Genomic DNA, 18,198 nt, shown 5'->3' on the forward strand with positions numbered 1-18,198 from the left:
ACGTGCCGACCGGGTGGGTGACAAACCTACCCTAACACACGACATGCTCATGGCAGGCGTGAGGCGGAAGGTTACAGACAAGCGGGGTTTGGGATTGCGGCGTGGCGGCACTGACGGCGATTACATTCCGGTAACTGCTACGGCTACGGATTCGTACGGCGATGCAGTCAGTGGGGCAACGGTCACGTTCACGCTGCAATACCGTGCGGGCGACGACAGGGATACCAGCCAAAGCGGCACGACAACTCGACACAGCGTGCAGGTACTCACAAGTGGCAACGAGTAGCCCGGAGTACGACTATATCACAGTCGAATCGTCGATTGACACGGTTACTGTTACCGTAGCCGGGCTGGCTCAGACGATAAACATTTCCTGACCTTGTCCAGTGGATGAGAAGTAGGCAATTAGCCGTCGCGGAGCGCACAATCAGGCACACGGGAGATCCGCTTCTGGATCTCCCGTGTGTGTTTTCCGCCGGTTTCACGCGTCGCCTACGCATGCAAAGTCGCAGGGCTGAAGCAGGAGCGCGGGGGTGGACTGAGAGCACCAGCTCTCTGCAAAAGCAATTCTAACTCGCTACAAAACCATGGCAGAGTCTACATTGAACGCAGTCACCGATGCTTGCCTGCCATCGTGAAGCATGCACTCACTGCTTCTGGGCATCGGATGGTCACGCGAGCCACGGGAGAACACGGGCTCCATCTGGCTAAGCAGTCATCCCACACGTGATTTTGCTGAGTGGGGTCTTACCGGGTATGAATAGTTGGGAGCCGACTAGGGCTAGTTAGGTAGTTGGGATGAGGGGGATTCGGAGTCCCACGTACAAAGATGTGCGAACGGCACAGTGACGGCCTTACAGCCGCAGAAGAAAGAGTAGGACGGATCGACTCCCCATTCCTCTGCGGTCACGTACCGAAGAAGCCGCACGTCTGACTAAAGCCCTGCTGACCTGAAGCTTACGCTGAAACTTCAATCTTTTCGAGCACAAAACCTGGGTGATTGGCGTACGGCCTCGATACATCCAACACCGCATCTCCAAGGTGATTGCGCAAGCGTTCGAGCACGCGTCCATTGACCTGCGCAAACGAAAACGGCGCGTCCAGCATGTGAGAACTGATGCGGCAGTCCGAGAAATCGACCGACAACCCTGTCAGTTCACGAATTCTGAGAGTCATGAAATCCCGATAAGCCGACGAGCGGGACATCCGCTCCATGTCCACAACGAGGTCGGCCATGCCGACAGATTCAATCGTCGTGATGGCATAAATGTGCAAGAACATCTCATACGCCAAATCAAAGCGCAGTTCCTCCGCATAGGGTAGGTCGGGGTGTTCGGCGAGGAGCGCTTGCATGTATGTGTTGTCGCCTGGGTTGGCGAGCATGGGTTGAAAGTACCTCAGGAAGTACGGATTGTTCGTCTCCCGCCAGAAATGAAACCCGGATAGCCACTGCTGCACAGGGTCGCGCACGGTGACGATGTGTAGGGCATTCGGGAAGGCTTCCCGGATCCACTGCAAACGTCCGAGCGACTTGCAAAACCCGAGCACCGCCTGTCGGCCATCCGCTCCCGCGAGGCCGAGCAGCGAGTTCAGGTAGTTGTGCTGGGCGCTGAGGTCCCCGGTCACGCGAAAGTACTCACCAAAGGTGAACTCTGTGTCAAATCCGCGGATTCCGTGGTTCTCCGGTGTCATGAACGGCTCGTATTCAAGGTAGTACGGGTCCATCGGCGCGTGTCTGGACTTCCAGGTCTTTGGACCGTGATTGCGCAGAAAGTCCAGCGACATGCGGCCGAGTTCTTCGCTAAACGGCTCATAGAAACAACGCGTGTCGTCGAGCATCCGAAACTTGTTGAGCAGGTAGGAACTGCCCGAGCGCATACCACTGTGAAGGAACACAGGTCTTCTGGGCATGCGCGAAGAGGTTGCCCCAAGGAGGTCCGTCACCTTACTTCCTCCCCTGGGCAAACTGTGCGGGCACCGCGAACGAACTTCCAACAGAAGCCCGGCCCTGGAGCACGCTGGCGAGCTGATCGGTTTGCTGCTCGATGTTGGTGAGCATTTGCTGCACAATCGGGTTGCCGGGTGATATCTGCAGGGCTTGCTCGTAGTGTCTGAGCGCCTCCACCATGTTCCCTTGCAACCGTGCGATGTCACCGAGTGCTGCTGTCGGCCGCCATGAACTGATGTCGCTGCTGAATGACACAACTCCGCGGTAGGTGTTCGCGGTAGTGCGCGCTTGCTGCATCGACTGCTGCGCGTTGGCGAGCAGCTTCAGCGCGTATTGAATCTCTGTGCGTCCTTTGCCGTACCATCCACCTGGGAACGTCGTGTCCGACGTCACAGCCCGCCGACTGACCTCCAGGGCTTCTTCGAAGCGCTCCTCGGCCAGAAGTATGTCGACGAGGTACATGCGCACCTCCGGCATGCGCGCGTACGTGGGGAAGTCTGGAGCCAATTTTTCTGTCTCGTAAAAGGCTGCAATGGCCTCTTCCTTCTTGCCTGTGAACAGCAACTCCCGGCCGAGAAATCCCCAAGAGGCGATATCGCGAGGGTCGTCCTCGACGCACTTGCGCAGAAGGTCGATATTGCGGTCGAAGCGGCCCTTTTCCTCCGAAATGGCAGGCTCATAGCCGTCGTGGTCGAAGCGGATCCGCACGACAGGGCGGGAGTAGATGACAGACATGGGCCCGCCCTCGGGAGGCCCGACCTGTTCGTGAATGCGGCCCCAAAAGCGCAGGCCGAACCGAGTTGGAAACATGCGCGACATGTCGAAGTTTGGGTCCGTTCGCTGGCCAATGTGGTTGACCTGAACGACCCGAAGAATGATAGGATAGTCGTCGTCGAAGACCCCGGCTGCCGTCCGCACAGCCTCAACATCATCCGTGACCAGCAGTTCATCAGCGTCGACGCACACCACCCAGTCGCAAGTCACCTTACTGAGCGCGAAGTTGCGCGCGGCGGCGAAGTCGTCAACCCATTCAAATGAATACGGTTCGACGCCATTTTCGCGAATGATTTCGAGCGTACGGTCGGTGCTTCCCGTGTCGACAATGACGATTTCGTCGACAGCGGGCTTCAGTTTTTGAATCGCTTCCCCGATGGTACGCTCCTCGTTCTTGACGATGATTGCGGCCGCCACGGTCACATTCTTGACCTGAAGCAACTCCTCAATCCATTTCGGAGCCTTGGCGTGGCGAAACGCTCCAACGCGCGCTTCCATCGGTGTGGCCCACGCAGCCTGTGGGTCGAGCAACCAGCCGCGGTCGTAGGCGCGCCAAGCAGCTGCCTTGTCGTTCATGTGCTCGAGCGCCTCGCCGAGAAACACCCAAAGCTGGGCCGAACGCGGGTAGAGTTTGATCCCTTCGATGGCATCGGATTTGGCCTGTACCCACTTGCTGCTGACCAATGACTGTTTTACTCGTTCAACAATTTCGTCGACGTCCGCGTGTTTCACATCTGTCACGGATTACTTGTCTCCTTCGCGGTCAGGCTCCGGCCCTCGAAGCGAGCCGTCAGCCTGCGGTGAATAGGGCTTGTCCTGCGTATCATTCTATCATGCGTCTGGCAGCGGCGAACACCGGTGCGTTGAGTATAAAAAGAGGGCTTCTGCCCAACTCAAACGGCCGCCGCAGTCAGCGCTGAGCGGGCTCGACCGATGGTGTAGCAACGGAAGCGGCCCGCGGCACAGAGGTTTCAATCTTCTCCAGTACGAAGTTCGGCGTCCGTTCATAGGCTGGCTCCAAGCCATCTGCGACTGGTGGTAACGGGTGAGACCTGAGCCAGTTGCGGAACACGTTGACGATGAATTGGTTTACGGCGGGCATGTCGACAGGAACATCGAGCACCGAGTGAGTGGGAAGGCGAGCGCCAGAGAAGTTGGGCCTGCAGTCGGTGTGCTCCGCAATCTGTTCGGTTACATAGTCGCGATAGGCGACGGACTGACTGAGTCGGTCCATGTCGACGATGAGATCGGCCTGACGAACTGCGTCCATTGTACTCGTGGCATACACCTGCAAAAAGTACTCATAGAGGAAGTCCAGCCGAACCTCATCGGTATGCAGCGCCTCGCCGGCCTGGCGTTTGAACTCCTGCATGTACTCGTGATTACCGGGATTGATTCCGATGCTCCGGTAGACGTTCATGAAGTAGACGTTCTTGGTTTCCTTGTAGATGCTGTACCCGGAATACCACTGCTGAGCGGGATTTCGCACCAGAACAATGTGATAGGCATCCGGGAAGTTGCGTCGCATCCACTCCAGGCGACCGAGTGAGCGGACGAATCCGAGCACGGGAGTAGTCCCGCGCGTGCGCGCCAGTCGAAGGAGGTTCTCCAGATACTCACGCTGATGGGGTAGGTCCTCGTTGACAACGTAGTAGTTTTGGAAACTGAACTCCTCTCGAAACCCGTGAATCCCCTTGCCGTCCCCGTTCAACAGAGCCTCGTATTCCAGAAAGTACGGCTCGGTGTCGCTGTGCCGCGAGTGCCAAGACCTTGGGCCAAGACCGCGTACCGTCTCCACCGTGATGGCGCTGAGGATTTCCTGAAACGGTTCGGTGAAGCACATGGTATCGCGCAATACCCGGAAGCGATCGAGAAAGTAGGTGCTCCCCGTGCGCATTCCACTGTGAATAAACACTGGCCGATGGCTGGTATGGTCTCCGCCTGCCATATCCTTTCACCTCATAAGTCCATGATGAGTGCACAAATATATTCTACAACTATAGCACGCGGGCGGGCAGCTTGGACACGGATGTGGGATAAACTGGACACGTGAAAGGGGACTCCCTGCCGCCCTGAGGTCACAGCTGTGTCCGCGCCATTGCTCGCCGGGTACGTGGTCGACATAGCATAGGCATTGTGTGGTTGATTGTCAGTAACTCCGGATGGGCCTGAATTCAAACGCCCATGCCCGTAAAAAACAGAGGACAAATCAGTCTTTATGATCCGATATCTATATAATCATCCTATTTAGTTGAGTGGTATAATTAGCTGGAGTTTGATACAAGGGCTTGTCGTGGTGGCAGATGAAGGGGGTCCATACGCGAGCCCGATTCATAATGCTCGCACGGCTAGGCAATCAGATGAATCATGCCAATGGGATTTCGGAAGACCAGGGCTGTTCGAGCAAGCCCTTCCGTTATGCCAGAACTGCGAGAGGCCCGTATGGGAACTTGAACTACCCTAGAGGCACTTTAAGAGAACGCTGCGACGAACAGCGGTGTCCAGGTAAACGGCCCCACGGCCGCCCCTGTTCATCATACGGCCCTCGGCAGAGCAGCACCTATGAGCTGCTACATAAGGTTCGCGTCCCTACCGTCGGAGCCAAAAATTCAGTTAAAGAAACGAGGGGAACGTATGGGAGCAAAGTCAAGAAAGTGGCCGTTAGCATTCACTGCGGCCGTAGCCACGACACTGCCGGTAGCACTACTCGCTGCCGGGCCAACGGCATCTGCGGCCACGCTATTGCCGAGCAAAGATGCGGTGTTGCCGGCATCTGTCACTCAGCAACTGTCGCAGGTGAAAGCACTTGACCCAAGCCAGAGTTACACGTTCAGTGTCATCCTGCCGTCGAAGAACTGGGCGGGGCTTCAGGCGTTCGACGCTTCGGCGAGCAATCCGAAGTCCCCCAACTACCGTAAGTTTCTGAGCGCGGCACAGGTTCAGCAACAGTTCGGAGCAGACCCAGCGCTCGTGAAGAGCACCGAGACACGTCTCCAGAATGCCGGTTTCCAGACGAAGGTCAGCGGTCAAGTGATTCACGTAACAGGCACAGTTGCGCAGGTCAATGCGCTCTTTAAGACCCAGATGGTCAAGTACAAAACACCAAAGAATGTGTCCATCATCGCGCCGAAAAACGGAGTGGCCAACGTTCCATCTTGGCTACGGCAAGCTGCCACATTTACGGGTCTCGTCGCGACCCCTCCGCAAGTAGGAGCAGTGCACACGGCCCTGCACCAAGTCCGCTATACGACGAAGCAACAACTCGAGCCCACCCCAGTTGGTGCTACGGCGACTGCCACGAACGGCAAAGGGATGAGCGTAACTGTGAAGCGGGTCACGGTTGGCTTGCGCCTTCCGGGTGAAGCGGTACGATACGAAATCACAGCTACCCTCAACGGGCAGCCAGATGCCATTTGGCCTTACTATACTGGGGCCGGTGTGGTGAATGTACAGGGGCCTTACGCCGGAGCGGACCCAACATGGAACTGGTATCCGAGCACGGAAACGAACAAGATTCTGTTTGACTACACCCTGTCACAGACGCAAACGGTCAGTTTGGCCATCACGGTGCAGGACGTAAGCGGCAACAAGACCACAATTCAACTTCCCGCCGCCACGTTCTTTGGGCCGGCAGCGAAGACGACGCGAGCGAGTTCGCTGTTCGGACCCACTGATACCAAAACTATCGTTGCTCCTTGGAATCCAGCGAGCAACAATGTGAACGTAGCGATGAACGCAACACAATTGGCGGGGCAGGAAGCGGCTACTGCGTCAGGAGACGGTACGTACCAGATGTACAATCCAACCACCGGTCAAACGGAGACCTATCACAAAGGTGCACCGACAATTGGTATCTACACAGCAGGCGGTATCGGCACCTCGTCGTCCAATATCTCATTCGCGGCCACAGAAAACGACGCCAACCTGTTCGCTAAGCAGTTCCACCTTACGCCAGAAACTTTCCACACCGCGTACGTCGGGCCCCACTCCTACTACCAAAACACCTACGGTGGCATTCAAGGGGAAATGAGTCTAGACCTGCAGATGGTGGAAAGCAGCGCGCCAGGTGCAAACATTGATGTCTATTCCGCTGCCGCCATGCCGAACGCCCTGAACCAGGTGGTTCAACAGGACGCGGTCAGCGTCTTTAGCCTGAGCTATGGCGTCGGTGAGCAGGTCATTAACCAACTTTCTCCCGGCTATTATCAATCGTGGAATCAGCTCGCCGCAGAGGCCAACGCTGAGGGCATCACGATCAGCGTTTCCGCGGGCGACAGCGGTGCGTACAGTGGTGCGCAACTCCTGGGTTACTATGGCGTCACACCCTCTGTGGCGTTGGCCGCACAACCAAGCTTCCCTGCGGACAGTGGGTACGTGACGTCGCTTGGCGGCACAGAAAACAGCGTGGGCGTCAACGGACACGTCACGCAATCAGCCTTGTGGGGCGGCAATCTCGGTGCCGAGATCTCGCACTCTGACCTGCTGAGCTATCTCGAGTCGGGCAACATGATGGGTAGCGGGGGCATCAGCACGTTCAACACGGCGCCATGGTACGAAATGCTGATGAACAGGAACCTACCGGGCGCTATAAGTCCCGACGTATCCCTGCCAGCGTCAGTCATCACGCCAGGATATTTCGGCTACTTCAACGGCGTCCCCAATCTTTCAGGAGGCACGAGCGCGTCGGCACCGCTGTTCGCGGGCTACATGGGCGACATAGCGGGTCATTACGGCAGGGTGGGCAATGTGAACCCTGCACTCTACCTACTTGCGGCCAACGAATCGCCGTGGATGCCGTTCGGAAACGTCACAGCGCCAGTGGCCTTCGGCAATAACGGAGCCTATAGCGTCACGCGTGCCGACAACGCAGCGACAGGGCTAGGTCAGTTCCAACCAGATGCTTTCTCCAGCCAGCTGCTGGGAGCCGGGGGTTTCTTTCGATGAGGTAGGACACTCCCTGCAATCTAACAAGAAGGAAGGCCCGCACAGCAGTGCGGGCCTTCCTTCGCAGATAACAACAGAATTCAACATTGGGAGACCTGTCAAACGCAGGTTCCCTAAAAGGCACCGCGAGGCACACTCAGAAAACTAGACCCCGTTGGTTGACGGTCCTCGCATCGTCTGCCCGAAGATGGAAGGCTTTTAGCTGAGAACGCGAGGCTACGGTAACGTCAAAATCCCCTCTGGTGCAGTCAGTTCTGGGCAACAGCCTTTTCCGCGGGTACGATCTGCCGCAACGGTGCCACTGACAAATCCAACTTTTCCAACACGGAATTGGGATGGTATTCGTAACCCCGGCTGGCCGACTGTTCAACAACAGGGAGGGGGTGCCGCCGGAGCCACTGCCGGATTGAACTGGAAACAAACGAATTGATACGGTAGAAGTCAATCGGGATGTCTCCAGGGTTGTGGTTAGAGACGCGGCTGTCTGAGAAGTCCACCTGCTGTCCAGACTGCGCGCGTATTGTCTCAGTAATATAATCGCGATATGCGGGAGATGATGACAGGCGGTCAATATCCACGACGAGATCGGCGTGAGGAACAGCTGAGCAGGTGCTCCAGGCGTAAACATGCGCGAAAATTTCGTACAGGCGGTCGATGCGAATATCCGTAGCTTCGAGGGACTCCTTGAAGGCGTCTCTAACCTCCGCCAAGTACTCACTGTCCCCAGGCGACAACATCATTCTTCGGTATGAGTTCACGAAGTACGCATTCTTCTGCTCAGTGTACATGGAGTAACTCGATATCCACTGCTGGACCGGATTGCGAATCAACACCAAGTGATACGCATCGGGGAAATTCCTCTTTAGCCACTCTACACGTCCCAAGGAGGCGCAAAACCCAAGTACAGGTACACGTCCGTCCTGTTCAGCGAGATCGAGTAGCCCCTTAAGATAGCTTCTCTGCTCCGGCAAGTCGTCGTTGACGCGAAAGAAATTGTCGAAGGTGAATTCAGGCCGAAATCCGCGGATTCCCGGAGCACTTGGGTCTAGTAACGGCTCATACTCCGCATAATATGGGTCTGTGGCGCTGTGCCCCGAATTCCAATATGCCGGTCCCAGCCCCCTCAACAACTGCGCGTTCATCTGTGCAAGCACTTCGTTAAAAGGTTCTGTGAAGGCCATGGCCGTCGGTAATACTCGAAAGCGATGAAGAAGATAAGTGCTCCCGGTCCGCATCCCACTGTGAATAAAAAGAGCACGACTCGACACGTGAGTCACCTCTACCCCTCTGATCAACTGTGCCCAAAGTATAGCATGCTGGACTGCACTTGGACAGACTTCGGAACCTTCTTGCAATAGACCTGACTACGACACTGAAATCGAGAGTCGTCAGTCACGACGAACACTGTTGAGCCGTCGCCTCTCTCATTTTCCGGTCAACGTGGTAGACTCAACTTTCTTTCTGCGCAGGTTGAGTTATGAGAGGAATTCTGCAACGGAAGTTTTTTCGGAGGTAGTTTTCAGACAGCTGAGTGAGTTCTGACAACACCCCCAATACGACCAACCCGACGGCCCTAAGGACGGTGTCTACAGGAAAACATGGGCGGGGCTCATAAATCCTCAAAACAAGGAATCAGAACAGGCTGAAGAACTACATTCAGCCAACCGTCACGCCAGGCAATAGAAATTATCGGGAATTCATGACGACGAGTCAATTTGCTCGGGTCTACGGACAGTCGCCACTACCTGAAAAGAACCCGAGGGTCCCATCCTATATCGCTAACTCAATTTTGGCCGTACTTGGACTGACTAACTATGCGCCGTTTATGCGTTCTGGAAGGCTTACGGCATTACCACAAAACCCAATCGCATCACAACCGTCAATGTGGATGGCGGCGCGGGCGTAGCCGTCGACCCGTCGCAGGGACGAGGTTTATACCTATTTTGCCCTTGTAATCTTTGGATAACTGGATTAAAGTGTAAGTGCGCAAACATACGAAGATAAATTAGAGTCTTGTCGGCATCGATGGAACGCCGCATGCGGTGAAAGCCGCACGTGCGGTGTAGACCGGTCGAAATCCCGGGTTCAGGGCTACAAACAGGTAAATCGGCCCACTGTGGGATAGACACGGAATGGGAGTCCAGTTTCAAGGAATGAGTATCAAGTTTTATGGAATCGAAGCAATGTTGGAAGTGTCTGGGTAAGTCAGTCTGTTCATCTGTCAGGTACAGTTGTGACCGCTCACGGCGTGGTTGATGCCAATGCAACGCTGACAATCAACTCGAATGACGCTACTTTAAACAGTCAGACTGTTCAGACGAACGGGAGTGGTCAGTTTCAACTGAGCTATACGCCGACTGCGACGTCGCCTACAAATGTGCTGATGACTCTGACAGGAAAAGGCGTAGCTCTTGGGCAAAGCACGAAAATTGCCGTGTATGGCACTCACATTGCTACTGTGAGGGTCGGGAAGCAGCCAGCAGCTGTTGCGTACGGGGACGGGAATATCTATGTGACGAATGAGGATTCCGGTACGGTCAGCGTCATTGACGCCAACACGAACAAACTGACGGCCAGCATTCACCTTCCTTTCGGATCGTACCCTGACGCTGTTGCGTACGGGAACGGGCATGTCTATGTGACAAATTTCGGTGCAGCCTCGATCAGCGTGATTGACGCGAACACGAACCAGGTGACGGCCACTATTCCTTTAGGACTGTACCCCTTTGGTGTTGCGTACGGGAACGGAAATGTCTATGCGGCGAATGATGAGAGTCCGGGCACGGTCAGCGTGATTGACGCTAACACGAACCAGGTGACGAGCAGCATTCGCGTTGGACTGTACCCAACCGCTGTTACGTACGGGAATGGGTATGTCTATGTGGCGAACTATGGCTCAGGCAAGGTCAGCGTGATTGACGCGAGCACGAACCAGGTGACGGCCACCATCACTGTCGGATCGTACCCAGCAGGTGCTGCATACGGGAATGGGTATGTCTATGTGGTGAATGCGGGTGCCGACACGGTCAGCGTGATCGACGCCAGCACGAACAAGGTGGCGGCCACCATTCCAGTCGGCTCAAACCCCGACGGTGTTGCATACGGGAATGGGTATGTCTATGTGGTGAATGGGGGTTCCAACACGGTCAGCGTGATCGACGCCAGCACGAACAACGTGGTGGCCACCATTCCTACCAGTTCGAACCCTGACGGTGTTGCGTATGAGAACGGGTATATCTATGTGACGAAATTTAGTTCGAACACGGTCAGCGTATTGAATGTACCCTAAGGAGAACCCCGAGCAAGTTTGCTCCCTGTGTGCCATCCGCTGGTTAATGTAGCGGATGGCTGTTGCTTTGATGGGCACGCATAAGACGGCGCCCGCTTCCTGGTGGGAAGCATTGCTGAAAACCTGCCCGACATGTGTCGGGCAGGTTTTCGGGTGTCATCGTGATCATCCGGGGGCGAATTGAAAGTTATAAGTTACTGGGTAATCGACCAGACCACGCCGTCAAAAGAGTTCTTGTAACCAAGCGCGTTCACAGCCTGGACGAACATGCTCATGGGCAGGTAGGTGGTGTAACCGGTGGAAGTCGGTACAACCAGCCCTCTGCCGACCGCAACCTTCACACCGTTGACAAACACAGCCTTGTCGCCTGAACCCAAGTATGTCGGGGCCATCGGCTTGGAAGCGTTCGATGCTTGGAACCACAAGTCCGTACCGTTCCAGCGGCTTGTGACGCCGGCTTTCTTGGCTAGCTGCTGGAGGACCCAGACGGACACGTAGGTAGTGTGGCCGACGGTAACTTCCGGCAGTGTCCCGACGGGCTGACCGTTGATGGCAACTTCGACCGCTGGCGAGAGTCCCACGATGCCAGCCTCGACGCTGCTTGCGAAGCGGTTGCCGGACAAGTGCGTGGTCGGAGCATTCGTCGCCCAGATGCCGACACCCTCGTTCGAAATCATGTTGTTCGCCACCGTTGTATTCGTCACTGGCAGCACGCCGCCAATCAACGCAATGCCCGTGGGGCGCCCATCGCCGACACCGCTATCCGCACCGTTCATACTCATCGTGTTTCCGACCACGACGTTGCCATCCACAACGTCGCCCGGCGTGTTGCTGTGAACGATAACGCCTGGAATGAAGTTGTTCGTGATGGTGTTGTTGGCGACGATGTTGTCCTTCGCGACGGTGCCTGGGACGTCAGCCGCAACGACGACACCGGCCACAATCTTGTTAATCGTATTGCCGACCACTTGGTTGTTCAGGACGCCGCCGCCGGGATTGTACGCCGCGACCACGACACCGCAACCGCCCATATCGTTGTTGATGCTGTTGTCGATGACGAGGTTTCCGATGCCAGGCACCGACTGAATCGGCGGTGGACCAGACGGATTGCCGGTCGGCGGGGTGAGGGGCATTGGGGCACCGGGATCAATCATACCGTAGTCCGTGACAGAAATGCCTCCGTCGGCCATGTTGTTGTCAACGGTGTTGTTCGCTACCACGGAGTATGCTGTGCCGTCGAGCAAAATCGGTTTATCCTCTTGGATGGCGGTTGTCTTTGTCGTGGCTGGGACGAGCCCGTTGTGGTTGACGACATTGCCCATCACGGTCACGTTCGAGGTGTCCTTCACCCAGATGCCGTGGTCATTGGCGTTTTCGATTGTGAGCCCAGAAATAACGGTGCCTGCTGCACCGGCACCGTTGACGACGATTCCGTTGGCCAGGCCTGTTGCGTCTATGACTGTGTTGGCCACGGCGTTCGTTTTGGAACTGTCGGACTCTAGTGTTACATCTTTGGTGATTGTCACAGATTCCTTGTATGTACCGGGTTCGACAACGATGGTTGTGGCTGGTGCGGCAACAGCGACTGCGTGGCTAATCGTCTGATACGGGTTTGCCGCGGTACCGGTCCCCATCGTGTCGCTTCCTGTCGTGCTGACGTAAATCGTTGACGCGTTCGCCGTAGTCGCGGCTTGGGCGGTCACGGTGGACCACAACGGCGTCGACAAGACAGCGGCGGCAGCCATGACACTAGTAAAATATCTAATTCTCTTCAATACTATCCCTTCCCCCTATAAAATTCTTGCAAATAGAATCATAGGAGTAAATCGGAATAGGGTCAATCTGCGCACGAATTGGGGGGATTACAGGATGGACCTCGCCGATACCTTGGTTCTTGTGGGAGGAACAAACGTAAAGCTGTACCGCACACCAAGAGACGCGTGCGGTACAGCCTATATTTAGGGTCTGCAGCTTGCTTGTTTATCTGCGGGTGGGCCGTCTAAAGGGTCTACTGACCCAAGCTCCCGTCACCTGGTTGACAGGGATGGCCATAGCCCAGCCGTAGCCGTTCCCAATGTAAAGGGTCCTTCCTAGTACCGTTGGATTGTTGGTAGAGACATCTCCGCCGACGTGGTAGGAGTTGAGCAGTTTGCCAGTTTGGATGTCAAAGGTCAGCAGGTCCGGCCCCGCTGGCTGAATCAGGTCAGGACCGACAATGACACCTGGGGCCTCACCCATCACTGAGGTGTTCGTCTGCCAATTGATTTGCCCTGTCCTTACGTTAAGAGCCGCTTCGGTGTTGTTCAGTGGATTGCCGAGATAGACAGTGCCGTTTTGGTATACCGGTGTCGATGCGGTGAAGCCGTCCGGGATGGGCCCGTTTCCAAGTGGCTTCGTCCACTCTACTGCACCGGTCTGGGCGTTCATGCCAACTGCGAGCAGCGTCGCATTCTTCAAGTTCGAAGCTGCGTTCACCAGCGTGTCCGTGACGACAATCCCGTCTCTCTGGTCGACCACCGGAGTGGCGTCACTGAACCCGGTGTAGGTCGTCTGATATCCGGTGCCGCCAAGTTTTTGCTGCCACACCACCGTATCTGTATTCAGGTCAATGCCGTACATGACGCCCGGCATCGTGGTCCCCACGACCATCATCGGAGTTCCATTCGACGCCATGTAGATGTTGGCGTTGTTGGTTACGTTGTAGCCGCCGACGTGCAGTTTCGGATTGCCCTGTGCATCGATAAAGGTAGCGATAGGTTTGCCTGTATTAGCGTTGATCGCCCAGACGTTGCCATCTCCGTTCACCCAGTACAGGTTACCGTTGTAATAGAGCGGCGTCATCATGTCTGTCCCGCGCGTGTAGAAGGTCCACTTCTCCTGGCCGGTGAAGGGGTTCAGACCGTGCAGGGCCTGGAAACTCGCGCCGATGTGAACGGCCGGGCTGTTGGTTGCAAATTGCTGCACGGCTGCGAAGTTAAACCACGGATCCCCTGAACTCACGACCACTGTGTTCGGCGTAACCAGGGGTTGGCCGAAGTTGTTGTTCATCGTGTTAAATTTCCAGACGACCTGCCCGGTTGCGGCGTTGACTGCTGCGACCGTATACCGTCCGTCGCCGACATACGTCATCCCATTTGCGACTGTGACGCCAGTCCCTACGCCCATACCGAGCCGCGTCATCACGGTCGCTGTCTGTTGTCCAAATAGGTTGGCGCCGCGCGGCAGGCCATTCAAGGGAAGGGCGTGAGCGAACGGCGTTTGCCACTGGACGTTCGATGGCCCTCGCGACACGTACGCATTGTGGCTGGGTCCACCCGCATACGCACTCCAAGTGGTGGGATACAGTTCCCTGAAGTGGAACCATCTAAAGAACCACGCCGCCATTGGGTTGAAGTAGCTCGGTTGCTTCGGGGCGACCGGCAAGTTGGCTTGAATTTGAGACGGTAGCGGCTGTGTCGGAAAACCAGGTGTCGTCATGACGAACTTAGCCGGCATGGCAAACACCCATCCAGAAATGGAGCCGATATAAAGCTCATTCCCCACAATCACGGGTTTCGCAATGCCCCAGACAGCGAGGAACCCGGGATCGGTGAAGGTGTTAAGGATTTGTCCTGTAGCGGGGTCAATCGTGTAAATCACGCGTCCAGCGGCCTCAATCAGTTTTCCGTCGTAATAGGCTGCGCTGGCCCGGGGTTCGGCGGGGCCATTGGTGGATGGTAAGGGTGTCGACCACAGCCTCCTGCCAGTGGCTTCATCCCACGCCTGATAGGTCTCGTTCAGGAGGTCGCCCACGTACAGAACGCCGTTATGTACCATCGGCACACTGCCCTTAAACGCGACCGGCTTGGCGACGAGCCCGTTTTGGGCCATGTGACTCCACTTCAGTTTGCCAGTAGAGGCGTCAATAGCGAGGACATCGAGGTTGAGAATCGGTTTCGCCTTTGTGCCACCCGCATGTACGTCGTTGACGAGGGCGTCGGTCATGACCATGCCTGTAGTTGGGTCCACCACTGGAGGGACGTCTCCCATCCCGGTGTTGATTCCGTTCGGGACCTGATATTTCCACGCGAGCTTGGGGGCACTCGGATTCGATTCGTCTACCGCCATCATATAGTTCTGGTCTTGTGTTCCATAGATAATCAACAGCTGATTTGCCCAGGGTCCCGTCGTCGGTATGTACCAATTGGCTGACGACATGCTGCTGAATCCGGGGTTTTGGAAACTGGATTGCAGTTGACCCGTTGTCGCGTCCACTGCGTACAGGTGGCCGTCACCCGTGTCGAAAAACAACGACCCGTTGTGATACACCGGTGTCGGCATGGCCTCGCCTTTCGTGCCGAACTTCCAGATGGTCTTGCCTGTCAAACCGTTGAGCGCGTATACGGCTGAGAAGTTGGCACCGCGAACCGTCGGTCCAGGTGGTTTGCCCCCGTTCGCAAAGCCCAAGGCGTTTTGCACGGTAAACCCGACATCACCGGCAGCGACAAAGACAATGGGGGTCCCGTTGATGTTCTCGACCAACGTGTCTCCCATGTTGGCGTTGATGGTACTCGCTTTCCAGATGACTCTGCCCGTCGCAGCGTCAAGCGCGTACACTTTGTTGTTGCTCTCCTGAACGTAGACGATTCCGTCCACGACCGACACTCCGGTGACGTTTCCTAACCACTGTGCGACTTCCGCCCCCCAGGCCTGACCGCCATCTTGTGGATAGCGGTTGAAAGCGCGGGCGAGTCTGAGATACTCGTCTCCCGTCAGGGGAGCTGCCCAGAACGACCCCTGAGTCAGAAAACTGGGAGCATTGCTAGGCACAGAAAACACAGAGTTGTGGGTTTGGCTACCGTTCAGTTGGTCCCATGACTGAGGGAACATGTTTCGGTATTGTTGATATGTGTTCGCGGTTCCAGTCGGGAACTGCGACTGTGCGAGATGTAGTTGGTGTGAAAGACTGAAAGCTTTGTCTCCGGCAACTTGGAGCGATGGAATGGTGGTTGCGTTGGCGGACAGAGGGGCCAACAACATCAATACGCTCGCTGTCATTCCGAGAGGTACAAACCTTCTTTCAGTTCTGTGAATTGTTTTTTGATTTTTTCTTTTGCCTGTCATTCATAGCCCTCTCCCGGTTTTGGTTTTGTTAAATCTAGCTAATACACCTCCTTTATGCGTAGGTTTTAAGGAATATCACTGTTCTTTATAAAGAACATTATAGACCCGCGTGCACAAAAATGGAAGCGTTTTGAGAACATATTGTTCTGTATGAAGAACTCAGAAGAACGGGGGTGCAAAGGAGGGTGTAAAGGGGGGGTGCGCGTTATTAAAGACACATTTCTTCTTGTGGAGATTTAGTGTGGACAGGAAGGGATGAAATCGCTAAACGGGTATATACCCACTTTTGGAGAAAGGGCAGGTATCGCGGCGCTCTGAACAAGCATTACGCCATGGACGCTTTCAGCAAGCTCATACTTTGTTAAAATGAATATAGGTCCTATATCTGCGACGCCACTGGTGTGCTGCATTCCATCAACGATGATGGGGACAACCGTATCCAACTGAGTTCCGTTCCAGCCCTATTCAGTGGCTGAATTGTGGTTGGGGTGGGCGCCATATCACTTCTATGACAAACTAGAATGGCCGGATATTGGACACGGCTTGCATGATTTGTAAAACAAGTGATTGTTGCACATTTTTCGACAACATTTGCACGCTCAAGATAGTATCATTTGTAATTGACAGACGCGGAACCCGTGGGGGGAATTATTATCAATAAACGGCATGTAGTCCTCATCGGAAGTGCCAGCGTAGTAATGCTTGGTGTTGCCGGATGTGCAACACAACAAGCTGCTCATTCTACTGTTCCTATTAAAACAGTCAGCAACAAAATCACGAAACGGATACATAAACCGGGTCCGATAGCGCCAGCCAAGGCCTATTCCCAGACTAATTCTGCCTCTTCAACGGCATATCCAACATTGAGCATTGGGGCCTCAGGAAATAGCGTAGTGGCGTTGAATGAGAGGCTCGCGCAATTAGGCTATTTACCTGTGCAAATTTCTACTAGCGCCAGTACCATTACCTTGAGTAATATAAACAATCCGCCGCAAGCCAATTTTTCTTGGCGTTTCGGCAACGTGCCATCGCAATTGTCCAACCAGTGGGTGCCGAACAGCTACACAGTGATGACGGAAGGTGCCGTTTTGGCGTTTGAAAACCAAAACGGTCTGACAATTGACGGGACCGCTGGCCCCACAGTGTGGGAGAAACTGCTGTCAAGCAGCGCTGTTGCAGACCCCCAACCGTATTCATATGTACTTGTCAGCAAAAGCACCCCGGAACAATTGCAAATCTGGCAAAATGGCAGTTGGGTGTACAGTTCCTTGGCCAACACGGGTGTGCCTGCCGCGCCAACGCAAAATGGCACTTTTGCTGTGTACCTAAGATACCGTTCGCAAACGATGCGCGGGTATAACCCAAATGGTACTTATTATGTCGATCCCGGCATTCCGTACGTAAACTACTTCAATGGGGGCGACGCAATTCACGGCTTTAACCGCGCGTCCTATGGTTTTCCGCAAAGCGTAGGATGTGTCGAGTTACCACCCAGTCACGCGCAAGTTGTCTGGGGACTCATTAATTATGGGACGCTCGTCACAGTGCAAGGCACCTACACTGGCGGGTACCCCTCATCAAACCCAACACCCGCAAAAAGTAACCCTGGGAGCACCGGAAAAGGTAACACTTCTGGTCACAGCACGGGGAATACGACGGGTGGGAACAGCACGGGGAACTCGACGGGCAACAGTACCGGCAACTCCACCGGTGGGAGTACTGGCAATACGACAGGGAACAGCACGGGGAACACAACGGGCAACAGTACCGGCAACTCCACCGGTGGGAGTACAGGGAATACCACTGGGAACACAACGGGCAACAGTACTGGGAACTCCACTGGTGGTACGGGGAATACGACTGGGAACGGCACGGGCAATGTTACAGGCAACAGTACAGGGAACACGGCGGGAAACTGACGGAAACGAAAAGACCGCAGCGCCATCACGTGCCGAGACGGCATCGGTGATGGCGCTGTTTTTTATGCATCCATACAGATATGCTCTCTCGACTGTTTAGCGCTGACCACAAGCTGAGCCGCCGTCTGCAACCTTTGGTGCAGAGCCCATGCTTGCCAGCCACAACTAGCCGCTAGCTCTCCCGACCTTCGTTGTTGCGGTTGGGTCACGGAAGGGTTGGT

General features: G+C 55.3%; 11 protein-coding genes. 5 read left to right on the plus strand and 6 right to left on the minus strand.

The features are described 5' to 3' along the window. Positions 1-58 precede the first annotated feature (58 nt). Positions 59-286, plus strand: coding sequence for a hypothetical protein (locus tag JC200_RS12500; RefSeq protein ID WP_274432029.1), 228 nt, complete (start codon positions 59-61; stop codon positions 284-286). A gap of 671 nt (positions 287-957) precedes the next feature. On the opposite strand, the gene JC200_RS12505 is transcribed toward JC200_RS12500, so the two are convergent. The 3 genes from JC200_RS12505 to JC200_RS12515 all read right to left on the minus strand — a co-directional run bounded on the left by JC200_RS12505 (position 958) and on the right by JC200_RS12515 (position 4,670). After that, positions 958-1,944, minus strand: coding sequence for a sulfotransferase family protein (locus JC200_RS12505; protein WP_274432030.1), 987 nt, complete (start codon positions 1,942-1,944; stop codon positions 958-960). A 1-nt stretch (position 1,945) separates the two neighbouring features. After that, positions 1,946-3,463 (minus strand): TPR domain-containing glycosyltransferase, encoded by a 1,518-nt coding sequence (locus JC200_RS12510; protein WP_274432031.1) that lies wholly within the window; start codon positions 3,461-3,463, stop codon positions 1,946-1,948. 169 nt (positions 3,464-3,632) lie between these two features. Continuing rightward, positions 3,633-4,670 (minus strand): hypothetical protein, encoded by a 1,038-nt coding sequence (locus tag JC200_RS12515; RefSeq protein WP_274432032.1) that lies wholly within the window; start codon positions 4,668-4,670, stop codon positions 3,633-3,635. A gap of 686 nt (positions 4,671-5,356) precedes the next feature. Here JC200_RS12515 and JC200_RS12520 point away from each other — a divergent pair. Further along, positions 5,357-7,666 (plus strand): S53 family peptidase, encoded by a 2,310-nt coding sequence (locus JC200_RS12520; RefSeq protein ID WP_274432033.1) that lies wholly within the window; start codon positions 5,357-5,359, stop codon positions 7,664-7,666. Between the two features lie 248 nt (positions 7,667-7,914). On the opposite strand, the gene JC200_RS12525 is transcribed toward JC200_RS12520, so the two are convergent. Next, complete coding sequence (locus tag JC200_RS12525) at positions 7,915-8,934, minus strand: hypothetical protein (RefSeq protein ID WP_274432034.1); 1,020 nt, start codon at positions 8,932-8,934, stop codon at positions 7,915-7,917. Between the two features lie 347 nt (positions 8,935-9,281). On the opposite strand from JC200_RS12525, the gene JC200_RS24465 reads away from it, so the two are divergent. Together JC200_RS24465 and JC200_RS12530 are read left to right on the plus strand one after the other, a co-directional pair. Continuing rightward, a complete protein-coding gene (locus JC200_RS24465) occupies positions 9,282-9,572 on the plus strand; it encodes a protease pro-enzyme activation domain-containing protein (protein ID WP_443111910.1) in 291 nt (96 codons plus the stop codon). A gap of 327 nt (positions 9,573-9,899) precedes the next feature. Beyond that, positions 9,900-10,955, plus strand: a complete 1,056-nt coding sequence (locus JC200_RS12530; RefSeq protein ID WP_274432035.1) for a Vgb family protein — start codon at positions 9,900-9,902, stop codon at positions 10,953-10,955. 194 nt (positions 10,956-11,149) lie between these two features. Here the strand turns inward: JC200_RS12530 and JC200_RS12535 are convergent, their stop codons facing one another. Both JC200_RS12535 and JC200_RS12540 read right to left on the minus strand, forming a co-directional pair. Then, positions 11,150-12,730, minus strand: coding sequence for a right-handed parallel beta-helix repeat-containing protein (locus tag JC200_RS12535; protein WP_274432036.1), 1,581 nt, complete (start codon positions 12,728-12,730; stop codon positions 11,150-11,152). A 205-nt stretch (positions 12,731-12,935) separates the two neighbouring features. Next, positions 12,936-16,058, minus strand: a complete 3,123-nt coding sequence (locus tag JC200_RS12540; protein ID WP_274432037.1) for a PQQ-binding-like beta-propeller repeat protein — start codon at positions 16,056-16,058, stop codon at positions 12,936-12,938. A 1,022-nt stretch (positions 16,059-17,080) separates the two neighbouring features. Here JC200_RS12540 and JC200_RS12545 point away from each other — a divergent pair. After that, positions 17,081-17,977, plus strand: a complete 897-nt coding sequence (locus tag JC200_RS12545) for a L,D-transpeptidase family protein (protein WP_274432038.1) — start codon at positions 17,081-17,083, stop codon at positions 17,975-17,977. Positions 17,978-18,198: the final 221 nt, after the last annotated feature.

The sequence above is a fragment of the Alicyclobacillus sp. ALC3 genome (assembly GCF_028751195.1).
In the GTDB taxonomy this organism is placed as follows: Bacteria; Bacillota; Bacilli; order Alicyclobacillales; family Alicyclobacillaceae; genus Alicyclobacillus_L.

What these genes read in the sequence shown, in the direction of transcription:
- JC200_RS12515 (WP_274432032.1), bottom strand. Translation starts at nt 4,670, where the DNA reads ATGGCAGGCGGAGACCATACCAGCCATCGGCCAGTGTTTATTCACAGT.
- JC200_RS12540 (WP_274432037.1), bottom strand. Translation starts at nt 16,058, where the DNA reads ATGACAGGCAAAAGAAAAAATCAAAAAACAATTCACAGAACTGAAAGA.
- JC200_RS12520 (WP_274432033.1), top strand. Translation starts at nt 5,357, where the DNA reads ATGGGAGCAAAGTCAAGAAAGTGGCCGTTAGCATTCACTGCGGCCGTA.